22 protein-coding genes are annotated in these 24,440 nt (G+C 40.5%); 17 read left to right on the top strand and 5 right to left on the bottom strand.

The features are described 5' to 3' along the window. The first annotated feature begins 18 nt into the window (after positions 1-18). Positions 19-1,134 carry a helix-turn-helix domain-containing protein gene (locus SKC37_RS09475; protein ID WP_377981245.1) on the top strand — a complete coding sequence of 372 codons (1,116 nt, stop codon included), beginning with the start codon at positions 19-21 and terminating at the stop codon, positions 1,132-1,134. A 23-nt stretch (positions 1,135-1,157) separates the two neighbouring features. Here the strand turns inward: SKC37_RS09475 and SKC37_RS09480 are convergent, their stop codons facing one another. Next, positions 1,158-1,649, bottom strand: a complete 492-nt coding sequence (locus tag SKC37_RS09480) for an ester cyclase (RefSeq protein WP_377981246.1) — start codon at positions 1,647-1,649, stop codon at positions 1,158-1,160. Between the two features lie 174 nt (positions 1,650-1,823). Here SKC37_RS09480 and SKC37_RS09485 point away from each other — a divergent pair, with 174 nt between their 5' ends. Beyond that, entirely contained in the window at positions 1,824-2,732 is a 909-nt protein-coding gene (locus SKC37_RS09485; protein ID WP_377981247.1) for a nuclear transport factor 2-like protein, read from the top strand. A gap of 85 nt (positions 2,733-2,817) precedes the next feature. Next, entirely contained in the window at positions 2,818-3,774 is a 957-nt protein-coding gene (locus tag SKC37_RS09490) for a Fic family protein (RefSeq protein ID WP_377981248.1), read from the top strand. Here SKC37_RS09490 and SKC37_RS09495 read toward each other — a convergent pair. Continuing rightward, positions 3,766-4,611, bottom strand: coding sequence for an AraC family transcriptional regulator (locus SKC37_RS09495; RefSeq protein ID WP_377981249.1), 846 nt, complete (start codon positions 4,609-4,611; stop codon positions 3,766-3,768). The two genes, SKC37_RS09490 and SKC37_RS09495, sit on opposite strands and share 9 nt — an antisense overlap. A gap of 116 nt (positions 4,612-4,727) precedes the next feature. Here SKC37_RS09495 and SKC37_RS09500 point away from each other — a divergent pair, with 116 nt between their 5' ends. From SKC37_RS09500 to SKC37_RS09510, 3 genes are all read left to right on the top strand, one after another. Further along, positions 4,728-5,678, top strand: coding sequence for a phytanoyl-CoA dioxygenase family protein (locus SKC37_RS09500; RefSeq protein ID WP_377981250.1), 951 nt, complete (start codon positions 4,728-4,730; stop codon positions 5,676-5,678). 62 nt (positions 5,679-5,740) lie between these two features. Further along, positions 5,741-8,119: a zinc-dependent metalloprotease gene (locus tag SKC37_RS09505; protein ID WP_377981251.1), complete on the top strand. Its 2,379-nt coding sequence runs from the start codon at positions 5,741-5,743 to the stop codon at positions 8,117-8,119. Between the two features lie 90 nt (positions 8,120-8,209). Next, entirely contained in the window at positions 8,210-8,506 is a 297-nt protein-coding gene (locus SKC37_RS09510; RefSeq protein WP_377981252.1) for a hypothetical protein, read from the top strand. Here SKC37_RS09510 and SKC37_RS09515 read toward each other — a convergent pair. Next, complete coding sequence (locus SKC37_RS09515; protein ID WP_377981253.1) at positions 8,503-9,366, bottom strand: EamA family transporter; 864 nt, start codon at positions 9,364-9,366, stop codon at positions 8,503-8,505. The two genes, SKC37_RS09510 and SKC37_RS09515, sit on opposite strands and share 4 nt — an antisense overlap. Continuing rightward, entirely contained in the window at positions 9,360-10,562 is a 1,203-nt protein-coding gene (locus SKC37_RS09520) for a hypothetical protein (protein ID WP_377981254.1), read from the bottom strand. Before SKC37_RS09520 ends, SKC37_RS09515 begins: the two co-directional genes overlap by 7 nt. 219 nt (positions 10,563-10,781) lie before the next feature. On the opposite strand from SKC37_RS09520, the gene SKC37_RS09525 reads away from it, so the two are divergent. Beyond that, the gene (locus tag SKC37_RS09525) at positions 10,782-12,095 is read left to right on the top strand and encodes a serine hydrolase domain-containing protein (RefSeq protein ID WP_377981255.1); all 1,314 of its coding nucleotides are present in this window, start codon (positions 10,782-10,784) and stop codon (positions 12,093-12,095) included. A gap of 7 nt (positions 12,096-12,102) precedes the next feature. Then, on the top strand, positions 12,103-13,008 hold the full coding sequence (locus SKC37_RS09530; protein WP_377981256.1) for an alpha/beta hydrolase: 906 nt from the start codon (positions 12,103-12,105) through the stop codon (positions 13,006-13,008). 33 nt (positions 13,009-13,041) lie between these two features. On the opposite strand, the gene SKC37_RS09535 is transcribed toward SKC37_RS09530, so the two are convergent. Further along, positions 13,042-13,470 carry an ACT domain-containing protein gene (locus SKC37_RS09535; protein WP_377981257.1) on the bottom strand — a complete coding sequence of 143 codons (429 nt, stop codon included), beginning with the start codon at positions 13,468-13,470 and terminating at the stop codon, positions 13,042-13,044. A gap of 119 nt (positions 13,471-13,589) precedes the next feature. On the opposite strand from SKC37_RS09535, the gene SKC37_RS09540 reads away from it, so the two are divergent. From SKC37_RS09540 to SKC37_RS09580, 9 genes are all read left to right on the top strand, one after another. Then, complete coding sequence (locus SKC37_RS09540; RefSeq protein WP_377981258.1) at positions 13,590-14,897, top strand: flavin-containing monooxygenase; 1,308 nt, start codon at positions 13,590-13,592, stop codon at positions 14,895-14,897. Beyond that, positions 14,897-15,589 carry an alpha/beta hydrolase gene (locus SKC37_RS09545; protein ID WP_377981259.1) on the top strand — a complete coding sequence of 231 codons (693 nt, stop codon included), beginning with the start codon at positions 14,897-14,899 and terminating at the stop codon, positions 15,587-15,589. The genes SKC37_RS09540 and SKC37_RS09545 overlap by 1 nt, the downstream gene beginning before the upstream one ends. 251 nt (positions 15,590-15,840) lie before the next feature. Then, positions 15,841-16,278: a hypothetical protein gene (locus SKC37_RS09550; protein ID WP_377981260.1), complete on the top strand. Its 438-nt coding sequence runs from the start codon at positions 15,841-15,843 to the stop codon at positions 16,276-16,278. A gap of 11 nt (positions 16,279-16,289) precedes the next feature. Continuing rightward, positions 16,290-16,631 carry a hypothetical protein gene (locus SKC37_RS09555; RefSeq protein WP_377981261.1) on the top strand — a complete coding sequence of 114 codons (342 nt, stop codon included), beginning with the start codon at positions 16,290-16,292 and terminating at the stop codon, positions 16,629-16,631. 63 nt (positions 16,632-16,694) lie between these two features. Next, positions 16,695-17,576 (top strand): energy transducer TonB, encoded by an 882-nt coding sequence (locus SKC37_RS09560; protein ID WP_377981262.1) that lies wholly within the window; start codon positions 16,695-16,697, stop codon positions 17,574-17,576. Between the two features lie 150 nt (positions 17,577-17,726). After that, positions 17,727-20,234 carry a DNA cytosine methyltransferase gene (locus SKC37_RS09565; protein WP_377981263.1) on the top strand — a complete coding sequence of 836 codons (2,508 nt, stop codon included), beginning with the start codon at positions 17,727-17,729 and terminating at the stop codon, positions 20,232-20,234. A gap of 20 nt (positions 20,235-20,254) precedes the next feature. Beyond that, the gene (locus tag SKC37_RS09570; protein ID WP_377981264.1) at positions 20,255-20,788 is read left to right on the top strand and encodes a hypothetical protein; all 534 of its coding nucleotides are present in this window, start codon (positions 20,255-20,257) and stop codon (positions 20,786-20,788) included. Continuing rightward, positions 20,785-21,978: a hypothetical protein gene (locus tag SKC37_RS09575; RefSeq protein WP_377981265.1), complete on the top strand. Its 1,194-nt coding sequence runs from the start codon at positions 20,785-20,787 to the stop codon at positions 21,976-21,978. Before SKC37_RS09570 ends, SKC37_RS09575 begins: the two co-directional genes overlap by 4 nt. Positions 21,979-22,029: 51 nt before the next feature. Next, on the top strand, positions 22,030-24,207 hold the full coding sequence (locus SKC37_RS09580) for a B12-binding domain-containing radical SAM protein (protein ID WP_377981266.1): 2,178 nt from the start codon (positions 22,030-22,032) through the stop codon (positions 24,205-24,207). The last annotated feature ends 233 nt before the right edge of the window (positions 24,208-24,440 follow it).

Raw genomic sequence — 24,440 nt, forward strand, 5'->3', positions numbered from 1 at the left:
TTGTACTATCTTAGTTCATTGAATAGATCAAATACGTTTTTAGCCTTGTTTTTCTTGTGCTGCAATTCCGTATTGATGGTGTATTTTGGGTTGCATTACAGTAAAATCGAATTTTGGGAGGGGATCTGCTTCGTACATTTTTTACCGCTCTCATTCTTGCTGGGTCCAGCCTTGTTCTTTTATGTGAAACACACGGTTTCAGAAGACAAGCAACTTCACTTGTCTGATTTAATACATCTGATTCCGGCGATTTTTACGGGATTAGCCACCTTACCTTTCACGACTTTGTCGTTAGCGACCAAGACGGCGATGGCTCACGAGATTGTGAACATCACGGAAGATTATAATTTAAACTTCCAATGGGTCACTTTTGAGCAGATTTTGTATGGCCGTTCTATCCATTTAATTCTCTATTGTGTGGCCTCAGTGATCTATTTTCTGGTGAATAAGCGTCACCTTTTGCAGAAATATGGCTCATTGCCGTCGAATCATCGGTTAATTCAAAAGTGGATTTTCTCATTAATCTTTTTACAACTGGTGATTGCGGGTAATAGCCTGGGACACATGTTAACGGTATATGCCCATAATTATGCCATTTTAGGGATTCCCTCTACAGTTATTTTCAGTGAGGCGCGTTTCTTTGCGATTTGTGGTGGAGGATTTTTTGTCCAAAACTTCATTCTATTTTTATTTCCCAAAATCCTCTACGGTAACGTATCGTATGAAGTGGAGTTAATTGATGGTACTATCTTTCAGGAAATCAAATCTAATTTACCCAAGAAATCAAGTAGCTTCTACGCATTCGAAAGAGAATTAGAGGGCTATTTAGCCACCCACCCATTTGTTAAGAAAGATTTTTCCCTCTCACAAATGTCCTTTGACCTGAAAATGCCGGAACGTTTTCTATCGAATTACTTCAATAAGGAAATGCAAAAAACGTTTGGCGAATGGAAGAATGACTTGCGCATCGAATATGCTTCTCAATTAATTGAGGAGGGGAATGCGAAGAAAATTACGATCGAAGCGATTTCATCTGATGCCGGTTTCGTCTCGCGTTCGAAATTCATCGATGCCTTCAAGGCGCGCAAAGGAGTAACCCCTTCTGTGTATATCAAAGAAAAGGCAGGAGCCTAAACCCCCACCTTTAACAATTGTTTTTATTGTGCTGCTGGCAGAAGGCCTAGTTGCTGCATAAAGACCATATTGTCCATGAAATCTTGCTCTTCAGCAATCTTTCCATCTTTCATTTTCGCGATCGTACAGCCGATAACATCAACAGTTTTTCCTGTCGCTGGAATGCCAAAAAATGTTCCTGTATGTTTTCCCTTAAACTGCCAATACTTCACTAATTTATCCCCGTCAGCAAACATTTCTTTCACGATAAATTGACGTTCCGAAAAGCCAGTTACATAATTAGAATAATAGGCTTTAGCATTCACCTTACCTTTTACTTCAGGAACGGTGTGCAAAACTGCATCATCCACATAGGCAGAATCAAAGATATCCGTGCGACCTTCATTCACTGCCACGTCAAAAACACGCGTGTAAAAGGCCATGTTTGCTGCACCAAGTTTTGCCTTTTGATCCGCCTCTGACGTGCAAGAGAATAATCCTGTCGCCACACAAAGTGATAAAATAAGTTTTTTCATTGTTATTAGTTTTTTTAATGTTTGCCAAACCTAGTACATCTCCCTCGCTATTGTTCATTTTGGACAAGCGAATTTGTTCCCTTTTGCGCATTTGGGAACAAATGCATTCTCCTTTTCTTTCCACAGACCCTTTTTTCAGCCGTACTTGCCGACCTAATCAAAAAATTAATCTCAATGAAAAAATTTGTTCTAGTAGGTGCTATCGTAGCATCCGTTTTCAGTGTATCTGCACAAACGACAGCAGGTAAGTATTTCTCTGGCCCAGATGCTGGAAAAGCATTTCAATTAGGTTCGGAGAAAAGCAGCCAAGTCGTTTTAGACATGGTGAAAGCGTATAATTCAAATGATGCCGCAAAAGATCTAGCGCTATATTCCCCAGAGATGCAAAAGGAAACAGGCGAATTCAGCAATAAATGGCATGCTTATGCAAAAACATTAAATAATGTTCCACAAGCTATTTTGCCTATTAAAGTCGCTGGTTCAACAAACGAAATTGTATTATTACAATCAATAGAAACACGCGAAATGATCGATGGTTCAAAAGAAAAAATGAATCTTTTTGAGATATTCGAAGTAAACAAAGATGGCAAAATCAGTAACTTCAATCAATACGCGAAAATTCCTTCGACAAACGAATTCGGCAAAACTTCAGGTGGAAAATTCATCACAGCTGATCCTAAAAATGAAGTAAATGGCAGAGCATTCCAATTCTCAAATCGCGGTGAGATTGAAGCTATGGAGAAATTCAACAAAGCCTATAATGCGATGGATGTAACTACAGTTTTAACATTCTTCGCTGAAAAGGTAAAAATCACTGACTTTGATGGCAACAAACTAGAGTTGACGAAAAAAGACCTTAGCCAAATGATGGATGGTTATACTTCACTAGACTGGAAATTTACAAGCATTATTCCTATTAAGATCGCCTATACGGATCCAGTTTCAGGGGTATTTGTAACGTCTACAGAGAAGCGTGTTTCTAAGGATGGTTCTGTTTGGAACAAATCATTAGTTGAAATTTTCCAATTTGATTTAAACGGAAAAATTTCTGGTATTGATCAATATTCTCAAGGGAGAAAATAATCCTTAGCTGACCATTTTAAAGAGGCCGGAGGACATTGTTCTTCGGCCTTTTATTTTACCTTTGATAGTATCATATGATACTATCATGAAGCCACCTTATACGATTACTGCCGCTATACTGAATTTAGTAGCTTCGATCTCTCAGAAGATAGGGAAAGCCTCTGCTCATTATTTGGACAAGCCATCACCTAAACTGAGGAAAGAAAATCGAATTAAGACAATTCAGGCAACCCTGGGAATCGAGGGAAATTCGCTAAGTGAATCGCAGGTGCAGGCGATTAATGAGGGGGAATTGCTGATTGGTTTTGAAAGAGATCAAAAAGAAGTCCAAAATGCAATGGCCTTATATGAGCGCTGGAGCGAATTTAAGCCATCTAAAAACACTTCCTTTTTAAGTGCTCATCGTTTTTTGATGCAAGATCTAGTCAAAAATCCAGGAGAATACCGCAATAAATCCGTGGGAATCACAAAAGGAAAAACGCTAACGCACATTGCTCCGCCTGCTGATCGTGTCCCCTATTTAATGAACGATCTTTTTCAGTATGTGGCAGATAATCCTGATCCACTTCTCATCAAAAGTTGTGTATTTCATTATGAGCTTGAATTCATTCATCCGTTTATAGATGGGAATGGTCGGATGGGACGATTTTGGCAATCACTCATTTTATCAAAATCACATCCCATTTTCGAATTCTTACCTTTTGAAACGATTATCGCGTCCTCGCAAACAGACTATTACCAAGCACTTGCATCGAGTGACGCTTGTGGACAATTAACGCCTTTCATCGAATACATGCTGGGGGTTTTAGACAAATCCCTAGCGAATTTACTAAACACGACTAACGTGGTTTTATCTGAAACCGAACGCATCGAATACTTCATTTATATAGGCACAAAAGACTTCTCCAGAAAAGACTACCAGCGCATTTTCAAAAACCTATCCACCGCTACGGCCAGTAGAGATTTAAAAAAAGGAGTCGCATTGGAATTATTTTCAACGTATGGTGAGAAAAATGCCACCCGTTACCGCGTACTAGTGTAACCGCTGTTTCCTAAAACTCGACGGAGACTCACCTGTCCATTTCTTGAAGATCCGGTTGAAATAGGAAAGACTTTCGAAGCCAGATTCGTAGCAGGTTTCGGTCACATTCTTGTCTTGAATCAAGAGTTTTTTGGCGAATTGAACGCGGTATTGATTAACGAAATCTGTATAGGTGAGTTTAGTGGTTTTCTTAAAATAGCGGCAGAAGGCCGGAAGTGAGAGGTTGACTTCGTTCGCGATTTGCTGGGTGTCGATGGTTTTTTGGAAATTTGCTTCCACAAACTGGTGGATGTGGTGCATCCGTTCTTGTTGTTTGAGGATGGTTTGGCTGGAAATGGGGCGAACATCGAGGTCTACATATTCGTCTGATTCTGCCAAAAACTGGAAGATGCTCATCAACTCCATAAACTGATGAAATCGATCCAAATGTTCTAATTTTTTCAGCCGTACACCAGCTATCCGCTTCGTTTCTCCCGTAAAAGCCAATCCCGTTTTCGCACGTTCCATCAAATCTACCACCTTTTTTAATTCCGGAATTCGGACTAATCCACTCTCGAAATAGGTCTCTGGAAATTGAATCACTACCGTCTCCACCGTTGCCTTTACGCCATAATCGAAATTCAAGTGGGGAATATAGGATCCGATTAAGGCTAAATCACATCCCTCATAGGTCGAGATATGTTCTCCGATGTGGCGAATTCCTTTATCAGCTTCCACATACACTAATTCGATTTCAGGGTGGAAATGCCAATAGAAAACTTCGTTCAATTTAGGGGTCAAAAGAAACCTAAACGAACTATCACTATCCGGCAGAATTTGCTCTAAATTCAATTTCATTTGCCTAAAATAGTTAAATACGGAAATAATATATCAATACAGTGCAAATAATTATCAATAGAGCAGAAAAAAAGGTACTTCATGAACTCTACCTTTGGCCTATAAATTTATCACCTATGAAAACTGATATCCCTAATAACGGCCACTACGATATTCCCGGCAATCCCTCCACCGCTAAAAGTAGTGCGGTAAAATTAAACGACCGTTCAAACGGCGAGCCACTTCGTGTATTAAGCGAAGAGGATTGGGCGTTTTGGAAACACAATGGCTATGTGGTGATTAAAAAAGCGGTTTCACGCGAACAGGCATTGAGGACCGCGGCATTCTTGTATGAATTTGAGGAGAAAGATCCGAATGATTCCTCGACCTGGTATACGGCGCCTCGGGCTGAAATGAAGATGAAAGAGCTGGCGAACACGGGAATGGTGGAATGTTACAATAGCCAATTGCAATGGGATAATCGCTCGACCCAGCGGGTTTATGATGCTTTTGCGGATATTTGGGGGACAGAGAAATTATGGGTGACGATTGATCGCGCGAATTTGAATTTTCCGATTCGTCCAGGACACGAATACAAAGCTTTTATTCACTGGGATTACGATCCGGAGACGAAGCCGGTAAACGTCCAAGGAGTTTTGGCCTTAGCAGATCAATTAGACGAGAATATGGGAGGCTTCCAATGTATTCCAGAATTATTCCGCAACTACGATACGTGGAAATTAACACAACCAGAGGACCGCAATCGCTTCCTTCCAGATACGACCGGCTTCACCCCTACTAAAGTCAAATTAGAGGCGGGAGATCTCTTGATTTTCAATAGCTTGCAACCTCACGGAATCCGAGCGAATAATAGTGATAAGGTACGTTGTGCACAATACATCTCGATGATGCCGGCGGAAGAAGATAATGACTCTTTACGCGAATGGCGGGTAAACTCCTGGCGAGATCGCATCGCACCTGAAGGCTATGCTTTCCCAGGCGATCCGCGCAAATGGGAACAAACGAAATACGAAACAGCTAGCCTGAATGCATTAGGTAAAAAGATTCTAGGATTAGATCGCTGGTAAAATGGAAAGCTCGAATTTATTCGGGCTTTTTCTTTTACCAGTGTAAATTCCTACATTGTGATATGAAAAAACTGCTCCTCCTTTTCGCCTTAATCAGCTTTAGCACCACCGCGCAAATCGCTGAGAAAGTTAAATCAATGAAAGCCCATACGGGTTATTTCAACTTCTTTTACGATGAGTCGAACGACAAGATCTTTTTAGAGGTCAAAAAGTTGAATGAGGAGTTCCTTTACACGTACTCGCTTGCCCAAGGCGTGGGAAACAATGACCTCGGATTAGACCGGGGACAACTAGGAAACGAGCAAGTGGTCTTCTTTGAAAAACAAGGAAACAAAATTTTCTTAGTTCAGCCGAATACTCAATACCGGGCAAATACGAGCAATGCTTTGGAGAAATTATCCGTGCAACAAGCTTTCGCTAAGTCCGTGTTATATGGTTTTAAAATCGAAAGCGCTTCGGATGGAGCCTATTTAATCGACATAACTGATTTCCTAATGCAAGACGCACATGGTGTATTGAAACGCTTAACGCAAGCGAAGCAAGGAAGCTATAGTCTAGACAAAAGCAGAAGTTCTTTGGCATTAGAGCACACTAAATCCTTCCCTAAAAATAGCGAATTCGAGGCGCGCCTAACTTTTGCAGGCAATGGAACAGGGGCAGAAGTACGCTCCGTAGTACCTAATGCAGATTATGTGACGGTGGTAGAACACCATTCTTTCATCGAATTACCTGATAATAAATACGCGCCACGCTTGTTTGATCCACGTTCAGGAGCAAACGCGATCTCCTTTCAAGATTATTCTTCCCCAGTGAATGAGGTGGTATTGAAGCAGTGGATTACGCGCCACCGTTTGGAGAAAAAAGATCCCCAAGCGGCCGTTAGCGAGGCCGTTAAGCCGATCATCTATTATTTAGACAATGGCACCCCGGAACCGGTTCGCTCAGCCTTGATGGAAGGTGGTCGCTGGTGGAACCAAGCATTCGAAGCGATTGGATATAAAGACGCATTCCAAGTAAAATTATTGCCGGAAGACGCAGATCCGATGGATGTGCGCTACCACGTCATCCAATGGGTGCACCGTTCTACACGGGGTTGGAGCTATGGCGCTTCCATTACAGACCCAAGAACGGGCGAAATCATGAAAGGCCACGTGAGTTTAGGCAGCCTTAGAATCCGCCAAGATTTCTTGATCGCTCAGGCGCTGATGAACGCCCCTTTTGCGGTTGATGGCTCGGCGAATGGACCGATGATGGCGATGTCTTTGGCCCGTATTAGACAACTGGCGGCGCACGAAATAGGTCACACACTAGGTTTTGCCCACAATTATGCGGCGAGTGCAAGGGAGAATTCGAGTGTCATGGATTATCCACATCCACAGATTGACTTCAAAGGGGATCAAATGGATTTCAGCCACGCTTACGATACGAAAATCGGGGATTGGGATAAGGTATCCGTTGATTACGCTTACGGAGAACATAAAACCAGAGCGGAATTAAATCAAGTCATTGACAAGGCGTATGCCAAAGGGCTTCGCTTCATCACCGACTCCGATGCGCGCAACCCGGGTGGCGCACATATCTATGCCCACCTTTGGGATAATGGTAAAACCATCGTAGACGAACTTGAGCACATTTTAGCTGTACGCAAAAAAGCGATAGCTAACTTCTCCGTTAACAATATTCGCCCGAACGAAACCTATTCTCACCTAGAAGACGTCTTCGTTCCTTTGTATTTCTTACACCGCTACCAAACAGAAGCGACCACGAAAATCATCGGTGGATCCGAATACAATTATGCGGTGAGAGGTGGAAAGGAATTGATTTTAGAACCTGCTTCAGTTGCGGCACAAACACAAGCTTTAAAAGCGGTGACCCAGACTTTGGACGCGCGCAACCTAGCGATTCCTAAGGATAAATTAGCACTCTTCCCTCCACGCGCTTTCAACAATGAACGGACACGCGAATCGTTTAAAGGCAAGACAGGGATTACCTTTGATCCAATGGGCGCAGTAGAATCCGCTGCCGATTTCACCTTAGACTTTTTATTGCACCCTGATCGCTTATCTCGTTTAGCGGGCAATAAAGCGGTGAATGCGCAACAATTAGGGGTTACGGAAATGGTGAACACTTTATTGCAAGCGACACTTTATACCACACATGCAGACCTCTATTTACAGGCCACTCAAGAGACCATTAATTTCAAAGTGCTGACTTCTTTATTAAATGTTTTGAATGCACCTAGTCTTTCGCCTTTGGCGGCTGCAGAAATAAATGCTTCAGTGCAATCACTTCGATGGGAATATGCAAAAAAAACGGGGCCATTTCCTGCCTTTATTATGCTAACAATCGAACAATTTAAAAAGAACCCTGCCGATTGGAAACCGATGCAGACGCCGGTGATTCCAGATGGTGCGCCTATTGGAATGGATTGCTTCGAATAAGCTTTACTCAGTAACGCTTATTTGGCCCCATTTGGCCAAGAGATATTACCTGCAGTTAGCGTAGCTTTATTCCATAGAAATTTAAAAGCTATGGAAACAAAACGTTGCCTCTGTAAAAGCCCTTGGTATGTTCTATTGATGGGAAAAGAGGGTCATGAGGTCATCATTCGGGAGGAAATGTTTGAAGTCTATTCACTCCGTTTATTTCGTTGGAGAAAGCTTGTAAGCACTTTCTCTGTTACTGATGTTGTTCAAGTTCGAAATATTGAGAATCTCGTGCTAACAGACACGGTTATTGCCCTCACCGAAAATCGTTTTTGTTCGCTGCGGCATTTACGTCCAAAAGAAGCCTTCGGGTTTAAGAGTTATTTAGCGATGTTGCTTTAGATGACCAAGTAAATCGACAAAACCAGTAAAGCAATCCCTAGTAATTTTAATGCCTTTACTTTTTCACGGTAGAGTATTTGGCCAAATAGAAGGGTCAAAATGAGTTGAAATTTGCTAACAAAAATTATTTGCGTAACCGTAGCCGTTTTGTAGGCAATATTTAAAAAAATCGTACCTAAAATAAGGCATAATGCCAAAATACGGATGGGTGTTTGAGGTATTGGCTGCCATTTTTGCTTTTGGAAAAGTAAAAATCCACCCACACATAGTGTCACACATAATTCCAAAAGAAAGGAAAACGGAAGCACACCCAGCCAGGCGACAGGATACTTAAATAAAGCATAAGAAACACCCCAGAAGAATGAGGCTAAGATACTTCCACCCAAGGCTTTCACAAAAGAACGAATTGACGTAAAATGCCACTCATTTTGAAAAATCAAAATTATACCACCCAAGACGCAAAGAGCAGCTATTGAAAACGAAATTTTCCACGATTCCCCTAATAATAAAACTGCAGTAAGTAAGCCAAATAAGTTAATCGATGATATAGGTGCTACAAGTGAAACTGTCTTTGATTTCAGGGAGCGAACAAAAAAATAGAGTCCAAAAAAACTAAAAATGCAAAGGCCCAAACTCTGGGCGAGTTGAACTAGGTCAAAAGCCGGTCTCACACCTAACCAGGGTGTAAACATACCCCACTGATAATCCGCAAAATAACACATGCCAAAAAACGTGGTCGTATATAGCCCTCTCGTAAAAATGACTTGCAAAAACGAATAGCCCTGTATGGCCTTTTTCCAATAGGCATTGCTAAACCCATAAAAAGACGAACTAAGCAGAATGTACAGTAAGCCTAGCATGCCGCATCGATAAAGGCTACTTGTTGATTCACCCAGCCCTTATCACAACTGTATATGTACAGTAAATTAATCTGACTCATAGCAAAGCGCGCCTCCTCTTTATTGCCTTTTTGAATAAAATACCGGGCTTTTAACAGATACATTTTATTGAGATTATGCTTCTCAGGAAACGAAAAATTAATCAGTAAATCGTCCACTTCAAATCTTTCAATAAAATCAAAAACACTTAAATCCTGCTGATAGACTTCTAACAATCGGTAGAAAAAAACCAAAAAAGAAAGCTTCGTAGAGAATTCCTGCAATCCGTCAAAAAATTGATAGGCACTTTCTGATTTAGATTCCAAGATATAATCCCAAGCAGCCATTCGACCTTTCAAATTAGGATGCATTTCCTCTTTAAAAGCTTTTTTACTCAGGGCTAAATGGCGCTTAGCTTCAGGCAAATTGTTCAATTCGAAAGCAAGCTGACATAGCATCAGATTCTTAAAGACAGGCATGTCTTCTATTAAATCCTCAGAGGTCGCCAATAGCCATTTACCATAATAACCCTGCAAGCAATCCTCCTCCACAAACAGTTGCAAAAGTATGCGCTGAGCAAGTTCATTAGTTTTCAACAATTGGGCTACATAGTCGATGACAGCTTCGTTGTTTTGACAACTTTGCACATAGATCGATTGAAAGGAAACATAAAGTCTCCAAACTACATCCTCATCTTTCGTATCAAATGAGAGTTCAAATATTTTAGTTAACAATTCGAAATTTTTTACTTCCAAACAAAGATCAACAATCGATTTAAACTGATACACTTCATCCCAATTTTTCAGCTGAAATTGCTGAACTATCCCCAAGATTATTTGATCATCTTTTTGATTTCCCAATCGATTTAATATGAGCATTTCGTTGAAAAAGTCTTTCTCAAATTGGTTTACTGCCTGTTGAAATGAAGTAAAATTCAGGTAACCAATTCCTTTACAAAGGCTATCTAATGTAAATCGAGAGGCATTGGTAGGACCTTTAATGATGCCAAAAAGTCGCCTTAAGGTATTATATGAAATAGATATTTTGGATTTTCGCTTTAATTCTTCGCTAAGATTTTGGCAAGAATAGGCATCTACTACCTGTATACCATACACTTCTTGGATGATTTTAATGAGCCACTTTTTTTCGTGAAAACTGATAGGTATAGATGCGGGCATGGTTTAAGAACAATTACCACTCAATATACGATTAAAATTAGTTAAGCTATATTAGTGCGTTAGAAGCAAAGTCAACTCTTCCGTCATTTGGACTCATTTGGACATAATGCAACAGAACCATTTGTTCCCATTTGCGTAAAAGGGAACAAACTAAATCACGGCACCACAGCAATAGCGATTCTAAACAGTTATTTTTGGTTTTAACCGAAAATAACTCCAATGAAAAAATTACTCTTACTTTTATTTCTCGCGCTGAATGCCATCGCACAAAACTTACCATCCGGCGATCCGATCCAAGCCGGATTATCCAAAGACGGTTTACAAAGGGTGGAGACTTTTTTAGCTTCCCAAAGCGAAAAACAAATCATCCCCGGGTCCATCGGCATGGTGGTTCGCCATGGGAAAGTGGTGTATAAAAAAGCCTTTGGCAAAGCAAACCTAGAAACAGGCGAGGCCATGCGTACGGATCATTTGTTCAGAATGGCCAGTATGACTAAAATCATCACCGGAGTGGCTGGCTTGAAATTGTACGAGCGCGGGCTGTTTACGATGGATACTCCTTTGGAAACTATCCTTCCTGAATTCGCCAATATGCAGATTTTAGTGGGATACGACACCTTAAACCACAAATTCATCACGCGTCCTGCTAAAAATAAAATCCTGATGAAGCACTTGTTCACGCATACTTCGGGAATTGCATATCCTCCTTTCTCCAATTTAGGTCGGGAAGGATATTTAAACGCGAATGTGACCATTGCCTTCCCTAAAGCGAATACAAAATTAACTTTAGCCGATATCGCTCAAACTACCGCCAAATTACCCTTAGTTCACGAACCAGGGGAAAGCTGGAACTATGGCATGAACCTTGAGGTACTCGGTCGCGTCATCGAGGTGCTGGATGGCCGTACTTTTTCAGACTTTTTACGTCAAGAGATTTTCGTCCCTTTAAAAATGAACCGCACGTATGTGGGTGTACCTCCAGCTGAATGGAAAAATATGGCCCAAGTATACACACAAGATAAAACTGGCAAAAAGAGTGTATACACTGACGAGGTAGGCAAGAAGCTCTTAGGTTTTTCGACTGAAATGACGATGGACTACTACAGAAACACCAATACTCCTTTAGCTATGGGTGGGACCGATATCATCAGTAATGTAGATGATTATGCCCGTTTCTTCCAGATGTTATTGAATTACGGTCAATTAGACGGCACACAGCTTTTGAGCAAAAAGACCGTAGAAATGATTGAAAAGCCTTTGTTCGACGTAGCAACTAAAGATGGAGTCGCGATGAGTGTAACCGGACGTTCTCAATTCAAGGCAGGCGTTACGGTTTACGTCTATCCAGAAGAACAAGCGAAGTTTGAAACCATTTCAGCGGGTTCGTATTTCTGGAAAGGCTATTTTGGGACCCAATATTGGATCGATAGAAAGGAAGATATGTTTGCCTTACTATTCTTCCAGCTCGCTCCGGAGCCTACTGATTTTAATGAAAAATTCAGACACCTTGTATGGGGAAGTATTGCTAAATAAAAAAATCATGAAAAAACTAGTCACTCTTTTATTCGCTCTCGTTGCTCTACAGGCAACTGCCCAAACGGCACAACCCGCAACGCTTCACGGCGCTGTGGCCTATGATATTCCGTCGAAATTCATCAAGAGCAACATTCGGATTTCCGTTTCTGTTCCGATGGGTTACGATCCTAAAGCAGACACAAAATACCCTGTGTTGTATGTTTTAGATGGCTTTTATTCTTTCCCCTTGATGCACGAAATGCACAAGATGATGGCTGGAGAAATCGAACCAGCCATTATCGTAGGGATTGGTGACGATCGCATAAGTCTGCCCGAATGGATTATTCAACGCTACCCTATCTTGAGTTTTGACAATGTGGCCTATGAGGATTCTTTCCAAGTGGCCATGGCATTACGTGGCGCTCCGGTGAAATTGCATTCTGGAGATGGCGCTTTGTATTACGATGCGATCAAAAAAGAGGTCATCCCATTCATCGAGGCGAATTACAAAACGTCCACTGACCGAGGTTTAACGGGTCACTCGTTAAGTTCCTTATTTGCAAGCCACGTCTTATTTAAAGATCCAGGTTATTTCTCCAAAATAGGAATTAACAGCGCTCCTCTATTCGTCAATGACGATGAAACGATGCGTTTAGAGAAAGAATTTTATGCTTCGAAAAAAACGTTAAAAGGAAAAGTATTCATCTCTGCCTCCTCACTAGAGGGCAAAAATCTCTTCGAGAAAAGAGCCTTGAATTTAGCTACCGCATTGAAAAGCAGAAACTACCCAGGGCTAACGGTAAAACACCAGGTGTTCCAAGATGAAAGTCATGTATCAGAAATAGGCGCCCTAACTGGCAAAATTCTCTATTTCTTCTATGGTCTCCCAGTCGATCGAACACTAGGAAAGGGCCATAAGGCAGACAAATAACATAAAGGCTCACCATCATCCGGTGAGCCTTTTTTATTTAATCGTATTTTCTATCGCCAGCACTTTTTTCGCCTGCTCATAGTATTTACTTTCGACCAGAATGTAATCTGTATCGAACGTACTCACACAGAATAAGGGAATTTTATTATCTGCCAACGTCTTCGACAAAGCGGCTAATATACCGGTTATCGAAAAGTCCAAAGGCCCCTCGATCTTAAATCCTTTCCAATTCTCTGCTTTCTTAATTCCAGCCGGCGCATAGCGCTGATCTACCACAATAGATAATTCATCACTTGTTTTCGAGATGGAATAGAAAGAACCTTGGTAGGCCCAATCGGGAACTTTAGCGTTTGGTGCTAGGCGACAAACCGCGTAGGAGTCCGGCATAAGGGATAGCGTGAGGTTGCGTTTTTGTGCATTCGCGATATAGCAAATAAACAACAGTAGTAGTATTTTTTTCATAGGCCAAAGAACCACATTTTTTGATAGAAATTCTTTTCATGTTCATCGAACATGTTCCCTTTTGCGGAAATGGGAACATGTTGTCTTTTTACTATATTTGAAAAAATACTCTCTAAACCATGAAAAAAGTGTGCGTAATCGGTGCCGGACCTTCCGGAATCACCGCGTTGAAAAACCTTTTAGATCAAGGCCTAGAAGCTGTTTGTTATGATTTCAATACTCAAGTAGGAGGCAACTGGGTCTACAATGAGAAAACGGGGCACTCCAGTGTTTTCGAGACGACGCACATCATTAGTTCGAAAACCTTGTCTCAGTACGAAGACTTCACGTTTGATGACTTTGAAAAAGGAATGCCTGACTACCCATCTCACGATCAACTGAGACGTTATTTTCAAGGCTATGCCTCCCATTTCAATCTTTATCCACACATTGAATTTAATACCTTAGTAAAGTCTTGTGAACTTGACGAAGCGAAGAATTGGGTAGTAAAAACGGAGCATAATGGCGTCGAAAAAACAGAAACATTTACCCACCTCGTTGTTTGTAACGGGCACCATTGGCTACCAAGAATGCCTCAATATCCCGGAGAATTCAGTGGCAAATTCATGCACTCACACGACTTCAAAAAAGCAGAGCCGTTTCGCGATCAACGCATTTTAGTGATTGGCGGAGGAAATTCAGCTTGCGACGTAGCGGTGGAGACGAGCCGCGTGAGTACAAAGACGAGTATCAGCTGGAGAAGAGGATACCGGATTGTACCTAAGTTTTTGTTTGGGAAACCAAGTGATGTAGTTGCTTCTCGTTTAGCTTGGCTCCCTACCCGATTGAAATTTTTCTTGTCAGAATTATCCGTGAAGATATTCTCAGGGTCCAATAAAAATTATGGTCTACCTGAGCCAGAACATAGTATCACAGCTACCCATCCCACAATTAATGAGGAATTATTGTACAAAGTAAGACATGGCAAAGTATTCCCAAAACCCGATATCGATCATTTTGAGGGCAAAAACGTGCACTTTACAGATGGCTCGGTGGAAGAATTCGACACCATCATTGCCTGCACAGGCTATATTTTAGAACATCCGTTTTTCCGAAAAGACTTCCTGAATTACAGTGAAGGCGATGTGCCTTTGTATTTGAAAATGCTGCATGAGAAATATGAAAATCTCTTTTTCGTGGGCATGTTCCAGCCATTAGGTTGTATTTGGCCGGGTTCAGAATTGCAGAGTAAAATCGCGGCGAGAGCGATTAAGGGACTTTGGAAAAGACCTAATAACATCGCAGAACTATGCCAAAGAGAGGTCACTCACCCACATTTAAATCAAATCAAAACGCCTAGACACACCATTACGGTTGATTTCCATTTATTTATTAAACAGCTCAAGAAACATCTTCCCAAAAACTACGTAAGTAAATCAGTTATTTGATGAAAGAAACGATTGTTTTTGTGCACGGTATGTGTCACGGCGCTTGGTGCTGGAACGAATATTTCATTCCCTATTTTGAGAAAAAGGGCTTCCGATGCATCGCTTTTGATCTTCCCGGTCATGAACATAAAGGGAGTACGCATCGCATTACCTATTCGCTAGGTAATTATGTACAGGCACTGCACCAGGTCGTAGAAAAATTAGATCAGCCTCCCATCATCATCGGTCATTCCATGGGTGGCATGATTCTTCAGCGCTTTCTGAAAACGGGGAGCTGTAAAAAAGCGATTCTACTCGCGTCTGTGCCACCGACTGGAGTTTTTCGCGCGAGTTTGCGAGCGCTCTTTCGTTATCTAGGTTTGATTCCCTATTTACTTCAGAGGAATTTACTTGGCGGATTCAAAAAGTATCCCCAATTAATGTTCAATGAAACGGCTGGTTTCGCCTCCTTTATGTGCGCGGAATCGTTCATCGCTTATTTGGGATTGTTTATTCCGGTCTTTCACCCTATCTCGATTCCTATACTTGTTGTAGGAGGTTCCCGTGACGGATTAATTACGGTCAAAGAGTTTCAACAAACGGCTAAACAGTATAATGCGGGACTTGAAATTATTGAAGGTGGATCGCACGATTTGATGCTCGATACAGATTATGCGAAAACAGCCGATGCGATAATTAACTGGTTGGAGTAAAAAAGTAAATATTTTTCCCGACCTTGCCACTCTAAACCCCAACAAGATGGCCAAAGGCATGAATTCCCAAAAGGCGGCAAAGAAAGAACCCGCTAAATCTCCTAAGGAGAAAAAAGAAGAAAAAAGAGAAAAAAAGAAAGCAGGCTATCAATAGATGGTCTGCTTTTTTCTTGAATAGGTGAACCGTTAAATAAATTTTATTTAAAATTCTACCCGAGCCTATCTATCTTGAGTTGATAATAATCTACACTATGAAAAAATTACTATTTATTCTATTCTTGGGATTTAGTATTCAATCAACATACGCACAAACGGTGCAAGATTTCAAAGTTAAAAATACATCCAACGAAAAAGATCGGACCATGATGCTTGACCTGCTGAGAGCAGACTTGTATAAAATGGTTAAACAAGAACTTATTTTCGCCGTAGTTCATTTTAAAGTAGCAGGTAATTATGCCTGGTTCGAGGGGAATGCACAAAGAAAAGACGGTAAAGAAATTCAATTTCCCGATGATGATTTACCACACGATTGCTGTTATGCCACATCGCTATTCAAAAAAAGCAATGGCAAATGGTATATCTTGGAAAGTTTCGCTTTTGGAACAGACATTTGGTATATGGGAACAGCACAAAGATTTCCGGATGCCCCTAAAGTTATTTTCACTCCTTTGGCCAGAAGAAACAATTAAATCCAACAACTATGAAAAAGAGAATAATCATATCAACCGTCTTTATTAGTTCGCTTTTATTTTCTTGTGCGACAAAACAAGAACAACTCGAAGGAATTTGGTTGATTACAAGTGTCGACGGTAAAGATGTGACTAAAGAAGACGTTAAATTAAATCTGGGCAAAGAGGGTGTAGCCGTTATAGCCAGCAAAGGAATTGTGGGTACCTGGCTATTAACGAGTGATTCCACGATTGAATTAAGAGAATCTCGCAGAAAAAGTGCTGAAAAACTACAGATCATAACCTTAACTAGTGATGAGTTAGTGTTAGTGGGTAAGGGAGATACCACTACCTTAAAAAAGGTAAAGGAATAAATTTCCGCCTCCTAGGATGACCCAAAAAATCTCAGTACAAAGCATAAACCCCATTAATCAAGTATGAAAGCCTTATTCATTTCATTTTTAATTCTTCCTTTCTGCCTTTTTGCGCAAGATTGGAAAGTAATTTCGGTAGGAGATAACTCGAATTTCTATATCAGAAAACATTCAGAAAATCCAAATGACACTAAAGTTTGGATAAAGGAAGAAGGGACCAAAATTGAATATAAGAACTCAGCCGGCAAAAAAGTCTTCATAAAAGGAAAACATATTGTTTTATGGGACATCCACTGCGATGAAAAGCAAATTGCGCTAATTAGTTCCACTGTCTATAATAGCGCTGGAACGGTCTTAAATAATACCGTCATACCCGCCTATTCTGTCGAATTTCAAGATGTAATTCCCGAATCTAAAGGCGAACAATGGCTGGATGAGGCCTGCCATCTTTTTAATCCCGAGGAAGTGGAAGAAGAGATGGAAGAGGAATCTATTGAAGTAGATACAGTAGCCGCCGAAGAATTGGTAGAGTATATAGAGCCTGAAACTGAGGAGACAACCATAGAAGTGGAGACAATCGCAGCGGAGGAAGAAATTATTGCAGAGTCAGAAGTAGAAGAAGAAGAGGAGGAAATATATACGTCTGTCGAACACCAAGCAGAATTTCCTGGAGGTATTGCTGCCTGGGGTCGTTACCTAAGCACCACCCTAAAATATCCCGCCGCTGCACAACGAGCCAAAATGGGCGGTCGGGTTTTCGTTTCCTTTGTTGTCAACACGGATGGTTCTGTGGAAGATGTACAACTTTTGCGAGGAATGGGATATGGATGCGACGAAGAAGCCATAAGAGTGATCAAAGCCATGCCTAAGTGGAACCCAGCCATACAGGGAGGGAAAAAAGTCCGTTCGCGTTTTACACAACCAATCACGTTTGCAGTGCAATAAGACCGTTTGAAATTTCACTGAGGCAACGAAAGCTTTTCAGGAGCTAAAATTATCATTAATATTTGTGACAATCGCTTGTCTCAATGAAGCGATTTTTGGTAATTTGTCATTATTTGAAAAGCAGAAAAAGCAGAAATGAAATTCTAAAAAATGAAGAAACCCATTACCTATATAAGTTTATTCAGTAGCGCAGGAATTGGGTGTTTTGGCTTTAAACAAAATGGTTTCGAGTGTATTGCTACCAACGAAATTTTATCCAAGCGCTTAAAGATTCAAGCGTATAATCATAAATGCAAATACGAAACTGGCTACTTAGATGGAGATATTTCAACCACTGAAATTAAGGAAAAACTGTTTGCTGAAATAAATAGGTGGCAAAAACTCCACAAAATTTCCACCCCGGATGTGATTATAGCTACGCCTCCTTGCCAAGGAATGTCTGTCGCAAATCACAAGAAGAACGAAGAATTATCTAGAAATTCCTTAGTCGTAGAGTCCATCAAAATTACAAAAGAAGTAAACCCTAAATTTTTCATTTTTGAAAATGTAAGAGCATTTTTAACAACCACTTGTACGGACACGGATGGGCTCGAAAAACCCATAGAAGAAGCCATCAAACTAAATTTAGGAGGGCACTACAATATCCTTTTCAAAGTAGTTAATTTCAAGGATTACGGCGCTAACTCCAGCAGAACAAGAACATTGGTGATAGGCGTGCGTAAAGATTTACAACATTGCAGTCCATACGATCTATTCCCTGCTAAACAAAATCCACAAACCTTGCGCAAGCTATTTACTGGATTGGAAGAATTAAATGAGATGGGGGAAATTTCTGAAACGGACATTTTCCATTCATTTAGAGAGTATAATAGTCATATGCTTCCTTGGATTGAGACTTTAAAAGAGGGTCAATCTGCTTTTGAGAATACCGATGAAAAAAGAATTCCTCATCAAATTAAGGAGGGGAAAATGGTTGTTAATGAAAGTAAGAATGGGGATAAATACGCACGTTGGTATTGGGACAAAGAGGGTCCGTGCATTCACACCAGAAATGATATTTTAGCTAGCCAAAACACTGTTCATCCAGCAGAAAACAGGGTATTCAGTATTCGCGAATTGATGTTAATGATGAGTATTCCGGCAGATTTTCAATGGACAAATCAGCCTGTGGAAAACCTGAACAGCTTAAGTGTTTTGGAGAAGAAAGCGTTCTTAAAAAAGGAAGAATTAAATATCCGGCATTGTATCGGGGAAGCGGTACCCACCGGCGTATTTAACAACATTGCTAAAAGAGTAAAAGAAGTACTGAGTCAAAAATTTATCAATGCCGTTGAAATAAGTGCCGTAATCAAAAAAGAAGAACTAAGCCAAACGGGAAACTTACTTTCGTTTATCAATGCTGAATTCAAAAATTACGGGCTTGAAAATATTTTCCAAATTGCCGAATATGCGAATGCAAGTCGCCAAGAAAATTCAGCTTATTTCACCCGTAAAGATATTGCCTTTTCCGTGGTTAAAGACTTGCCAGCACTGAAAGGAAAAAAGAAAATTCGAATTCTAGAACCATCCGTCGGTATTGGTAATTTCATTCCGTTACTCGTTGAAAAATACAAGGACAAAGATGAAGTCATTTTTGACCTGGTTGACCTAGACAGCAACTCCATTGCTGTACTTAAAAACATTCTTGAAAAACTGAAAATACCGCAAAAGTTCAAGTTCAATTTTATTCACGCAGATTTTCTTACTCACGCATTCTCGGTCAAATATGATCTTGTGGTGGGCAATCCGCCATATAGAAAGGTGACGAACAATCCTGCCTTATTGTCTTTGTATAAATCGAATCTCAGAAATACGGAGACGAATAACTTGTTTTCATTTTTCATTGAAAAGGCCCTTTCATTGGGAAAATTTGTTTCCCTCATCGTCCCTAAAAGTCTAATAAATTCACCCGAATTTAACATCACTAGAACGATGTTAACAGAGCAGAACCTGTTAAAGATTAGTGACTATGGCGAAAAAGGATTCAAAGGCGTGAAAATTGAAACGATTAGTTTTTTACTTGAAACTGCGCCTAAAAAGCAATCTGAAAGTATCTTAATTGAAAGTTACATTACTGAAACTGTTGAAGAAAAAAGGAAATCCTATTTATTATCGAATGAATTCCCCTATTGGTTGATCTATCGAAATGATGAATTTGACCAAATCTGCAACAAAATGAAGTTTGATATTTTCCAAAGTTTCCGTGACAGGCAGATCACAAAACAAATTACCCAAGAGAGCGGCAGAATCAGGGTTTTAAAATCTCGAAATATTGGCAGCAATCAAGTGTTGGAATTGGAAAATTACGATTGCTATATAGACGACACAGAAAATTTAGCTGTCGCTAAATTTCTGAACCAAGAGGGTATCGTTATGATCCCGAACCTCACCTATTATCCTAGAGCGAGCTTTCTTCCTCAGAATACCATTGTGGATGGTTCGGTGGCCTTATTAACGTTAAAGAATGGAAGTAGACTTCCGACTGAAAAAGATTTGGCCTATTATGGGTCGAAAGAATTTGAAAAGTTTTACCGGGTCGCCCGAAATTATGGCACCAGGTCTTTAAATATTGATAATAACTCTGTTTTTTTCTTCGGACTTCTAAAAGATGTAAATTGAAAATCCAGCTATCTGATGAAATGCGCAAGCAAGCTACCTTAGAATCTACTAGGCGAGACGCTTTTATCAAACACCATTTTCAAGTAAGTCATTTGACACACCAAGAAAGGGACGAACTGGGTTTTCTGGGCGAATTCGCCTGTTGTGATGCATTAGGGATAGATTGGAAGAACAACATCCGAGAAAATTATCTGACTATCGATGATTTCGATTTTGTAGTAAATGGCAAAAGAATTGATGTGAAATCAGAGACCGTTCCGGCAAATTATGCCACTAAGATTTTAAATAAGACTATCAAAGATGATGAACTTTATGGCAGACGATTAATTAACAAAGGGCAATTTTCTCTTCTTTCTAAATATGACTTAGTCATTTTTGGCATGTTTATTAGAGACCAAGTAGATTATTGGCATCCCATAGGCTTTATTGAAACGAAAGTAATAATAGAAAAATATCCACCCACCTATAGAAGACCGGATGGCGGTAATTACCCTTTTCCCGGTAGCCCTGTTCCCACTTCGATCTTACAACCTATTGAAAATTTAACACGATGATTGACAACTTAGTACAAAGCAAAAATTACGATGTAAGAATCACTGGTGACGCTAGATTCATGGACCAAAAATGCACTCCGGATGTGGTATGTATTTTGGCAGATTGTGTTTTGAATTTGCGCGAAAGTGATCCGGAAAAAGAGTTTGTTGTTCAAGATATTTGGGACTCCTCCTATTTCGTCAAAAATGTCAAGTCCATTTTCAACAAGCCTTCTGCTAAAAATCCGACAACGAAAAGAGAATTCGATAAATTCATTCATCAACCATTGAGATTGTTAGCCTATGCGGGAGTATTGGATCTTGAAAAACGTGGAACGACCAATTATTTTAAAATTGCCAATCTAGCTGTTTTAGAATTCGTTTCCTTAAAGGACAGAAACGCTTATCAATTTTTGTACAAATACTTTGTCAAAGTAATGTCAGACAGTGGGCTTTTAAAGCACTTTGAAGAGTACAAAAATAAGTATGAAAAGGGGAATTTGACTAAAAATGACTTTGAAGACTTGCAACAGCGTTTTATCAAATTCATCATCGGTAACACGGCGATTAATCGAGACTTAGAAGTGAGACGAATTTTTCCGAAATTATTGAATGTCTATGCTTGTGAAAACAACTTGCCTGGATCGATTCTTGGTAAGATGTCTAAAAATGAGTTTTACTACACTGACTTGATGTATAATCGCAAAAATTGGCGTGATTTATCCAAAACTAAAACGATTTCGAGGCAAGAAGCCAACGCTGTTAGTGAACAAAATGTATTACCTGATACTGCATACAACGCCTATTTAGGACAAAAGGCCATGACTCAAATCAAAAAAATGTATTCAGAATCGGAAGTAAACGATCAATGGGCGAATGGCGAAGCCACACAAGTTCATCATATTTTCCCTAAAAGTAAGTCCCCACAACTAGCACACTATTTGGAAAACTTAATCAAACTGACAGCCACTCAACATTATACAAAAGCACACCCCAATAATAAAACCGATTCAATTGACACTGATTACCAACTTGTTTGCTTGCTAGCCAAAACAGATAGTATTGAAAAGTCATTACAGAAAAATGAACTTTACTATAGAAAAGAATCACTCATTTATTGTATCAATACGGCACTGAATCAAGAGCTTAAAGCGGATTTAACTTTCAGGGAGATCAAAACGGAATTAGCGCGCATTTATAATCAACTTTGATGCTGAAATAGTAGCGCTCCTTTTCTTTTTAGCGCTTTTCAAGTACTTTTGATGCGCATGAGCACAAAAGACCCGAAGGTATTTTTCATTACTCCTCCATTTACCCAGTTAAATACGCCCTACCCTGCTACGGCTTATTTGAAAGGATTTTTGAATACCAAAGGTATTGCCGCTTATCAGGCTGACTTAGGCCTGGAGGTTATTCTCCTGCTTTTTTCTTCCAACGGACTACAGAACTTATTTGCACACATTGAAAGTGCAGGTAAAAAACTGAATGAAAATGGGCAACGTATGCTTCGACTGAAACAGTCCTACATTCGAACGATTGACCCGGTTATTTCCTTTTTACACGATAAAAACCCCACCCTGGCCCACGTCATTGCGGAGCAAAACTATTTGCCGGAAGCATCTCGTTTTCAGCAGGTATCAGATTTAGAATGGGCATTTGGGAGCATGGGCGTACGCGATAAAGCTCGGCATTTAGCGACGCTCTATTTAGAAGATATATCTGATTTAATTATTGATGCGGTGGATCCGCATTTTGGGTTTAGTCGCTATGCTGAGCGTCTGGGCAGATCTGCCTCGAGTTTTCACGAGTTGAACCAGGCGTTGAGTGCCCCGCTGACCTATATTGATGAGTTATTGGTGAAAACTTTGGAGGCCAAAATCCAGCAAGAGAAACCCAATCTAGTGGCCATCACCGCGCCATTTCCAGGTAATTTATATAGTGCTTTGCGTTGTGGACAGTGGATTAAAAAACACCATCCTGCCATTAAAGTAGCCTTTGGTGGAGGTTATGCGAATACGGAATTACGTTCCTTACAAGAGCCGCGCGTGTTTAAATTTGTCGACTTTATCACGCTAGATGATGGGGAAACGCCTTTGATGAATCTGCTAGAACATTTAAAAGGCACACGCGAATTAAAGGATTTGAAACGCACATTTTGTTGCATCGATGGAACCGTTACCTACCTGAATGGATCGAAAGATCCTGACGTGAAGCAGAAAGATGTGGGTATTCCGGATTACACCGATTTGCCTTTGGACAACTACTTATCGGTCATTGAAATCGCGAATCCGATGCACCGCTTGTGGAGCGATGGAAGATGGAATAAATTGACCCTTGCGCACGGTTGCTATTGGGGCAAATGTACGTTTTGCGACATTTCTTTATCTTATATTAAAGATTACGAGGCTACGACGGCCCCTATGTTAGTCGACCGAATCGAGGCGATGATTCAACAAACGGGAAACAATGGTTTTCATTTTGTGGATGAAGCCGCGCCACCAGCCTTGATGCGCGACGTGGCGCTCGAAATTATCCGAAGAGATTTGACCGTTGTTTGGTGGACGAATATCCGTTTTGAGAAGAGTTTTACCAAAGATTTATGCCAATTACTCGTTCGCTCGGGCTGCATCGCTGTTTCGGGTGGGTTGGAAGTGGCCTCAGATCGTTTACTTGAATTAATTGATAAAGGCGTAACGGTGGCCCAAGTGGCCCAAGTAGCGGATCATTTTACACAAGCCGGTATTTTAGTACACGCCTATTTGATGTATGGATTCCCTACCCAAACCGCACAAGAGACAGTGGATTCACTAGAAGTAGTACGACAGCTGGTAGAGAACGGAGTAATGCATTCGGGATTTTGGCATCAATTTGCGTTAACCGCGCATAGTCCCGTAGGTCTTAATCCAGATACCTATCAGATTCAAATACTGAATCCCGAGCCAGGACACTTCGCGAATAACGATTTAGAACACGCAGATCCTACAGGAACTGATCATGCCTTGTTTAGTGAGGGCCTAAAGAAATCCTTGTTCAATTATATGCATGGAATTGGATTAGATATGCCTTTGCAGGAATGGTTTGAATTCAAAATTCCGCGTACAGAAATACCGAAAAATTATATTAAGCGCATTCTAGCACCTACGGCAGAATCGTTCCCTAAACCCACCGCAAAAATTTGTTGGCTCGGACCAGTTCCCACAAAGTCTAAAAAATACCTATTATTCAGTTTAGGGAAAGAAGAAGTTGAATTAGAGGTGTCAGGAAAACTAGGTGCTTGGTTGATGGATGCATTGCCCAAATTATCCTTGAGCTCTGAAAAAACGGGAATCTTTGCTGAATTCGAAGCGTCATTTTCAAAGACCGGCTTAGGCGATTTCGAAAACTTCTGGGAGGGAGAAATCGCAGAAGAATTGCGAGAGATGGGGCTGTTAGTAATATAGCGCTGGGCTGAAAACAAAAAAGCCTCAAATTTCTTTGAAGCTTTTCTCTTAGTTGGCGGTCCGGACGGTGGGAATGAAACAAATCTGACTGAACTCAAATCGGACAAAAACGTCAAAATATAATAGTGTAGGTATTATATTGGTTAATCTAATTGTATCGAAATTGTATCAAATCAGGTGGTTCTGCTTCGGTTTTAGCACCACCCTAACCTACTTTTTAGAATCTCCAGATT

It is taken from the genome of Aquirufa esocilacus (assembly GCF_042715595.1).
GTDB classification, from domain to species: domain Bacteria; phylum Bacteroidota; class Bacteroidia; order Cytophagales; family Spirosomataceae; genus Aquirufa; species Aquirufa esocilacus.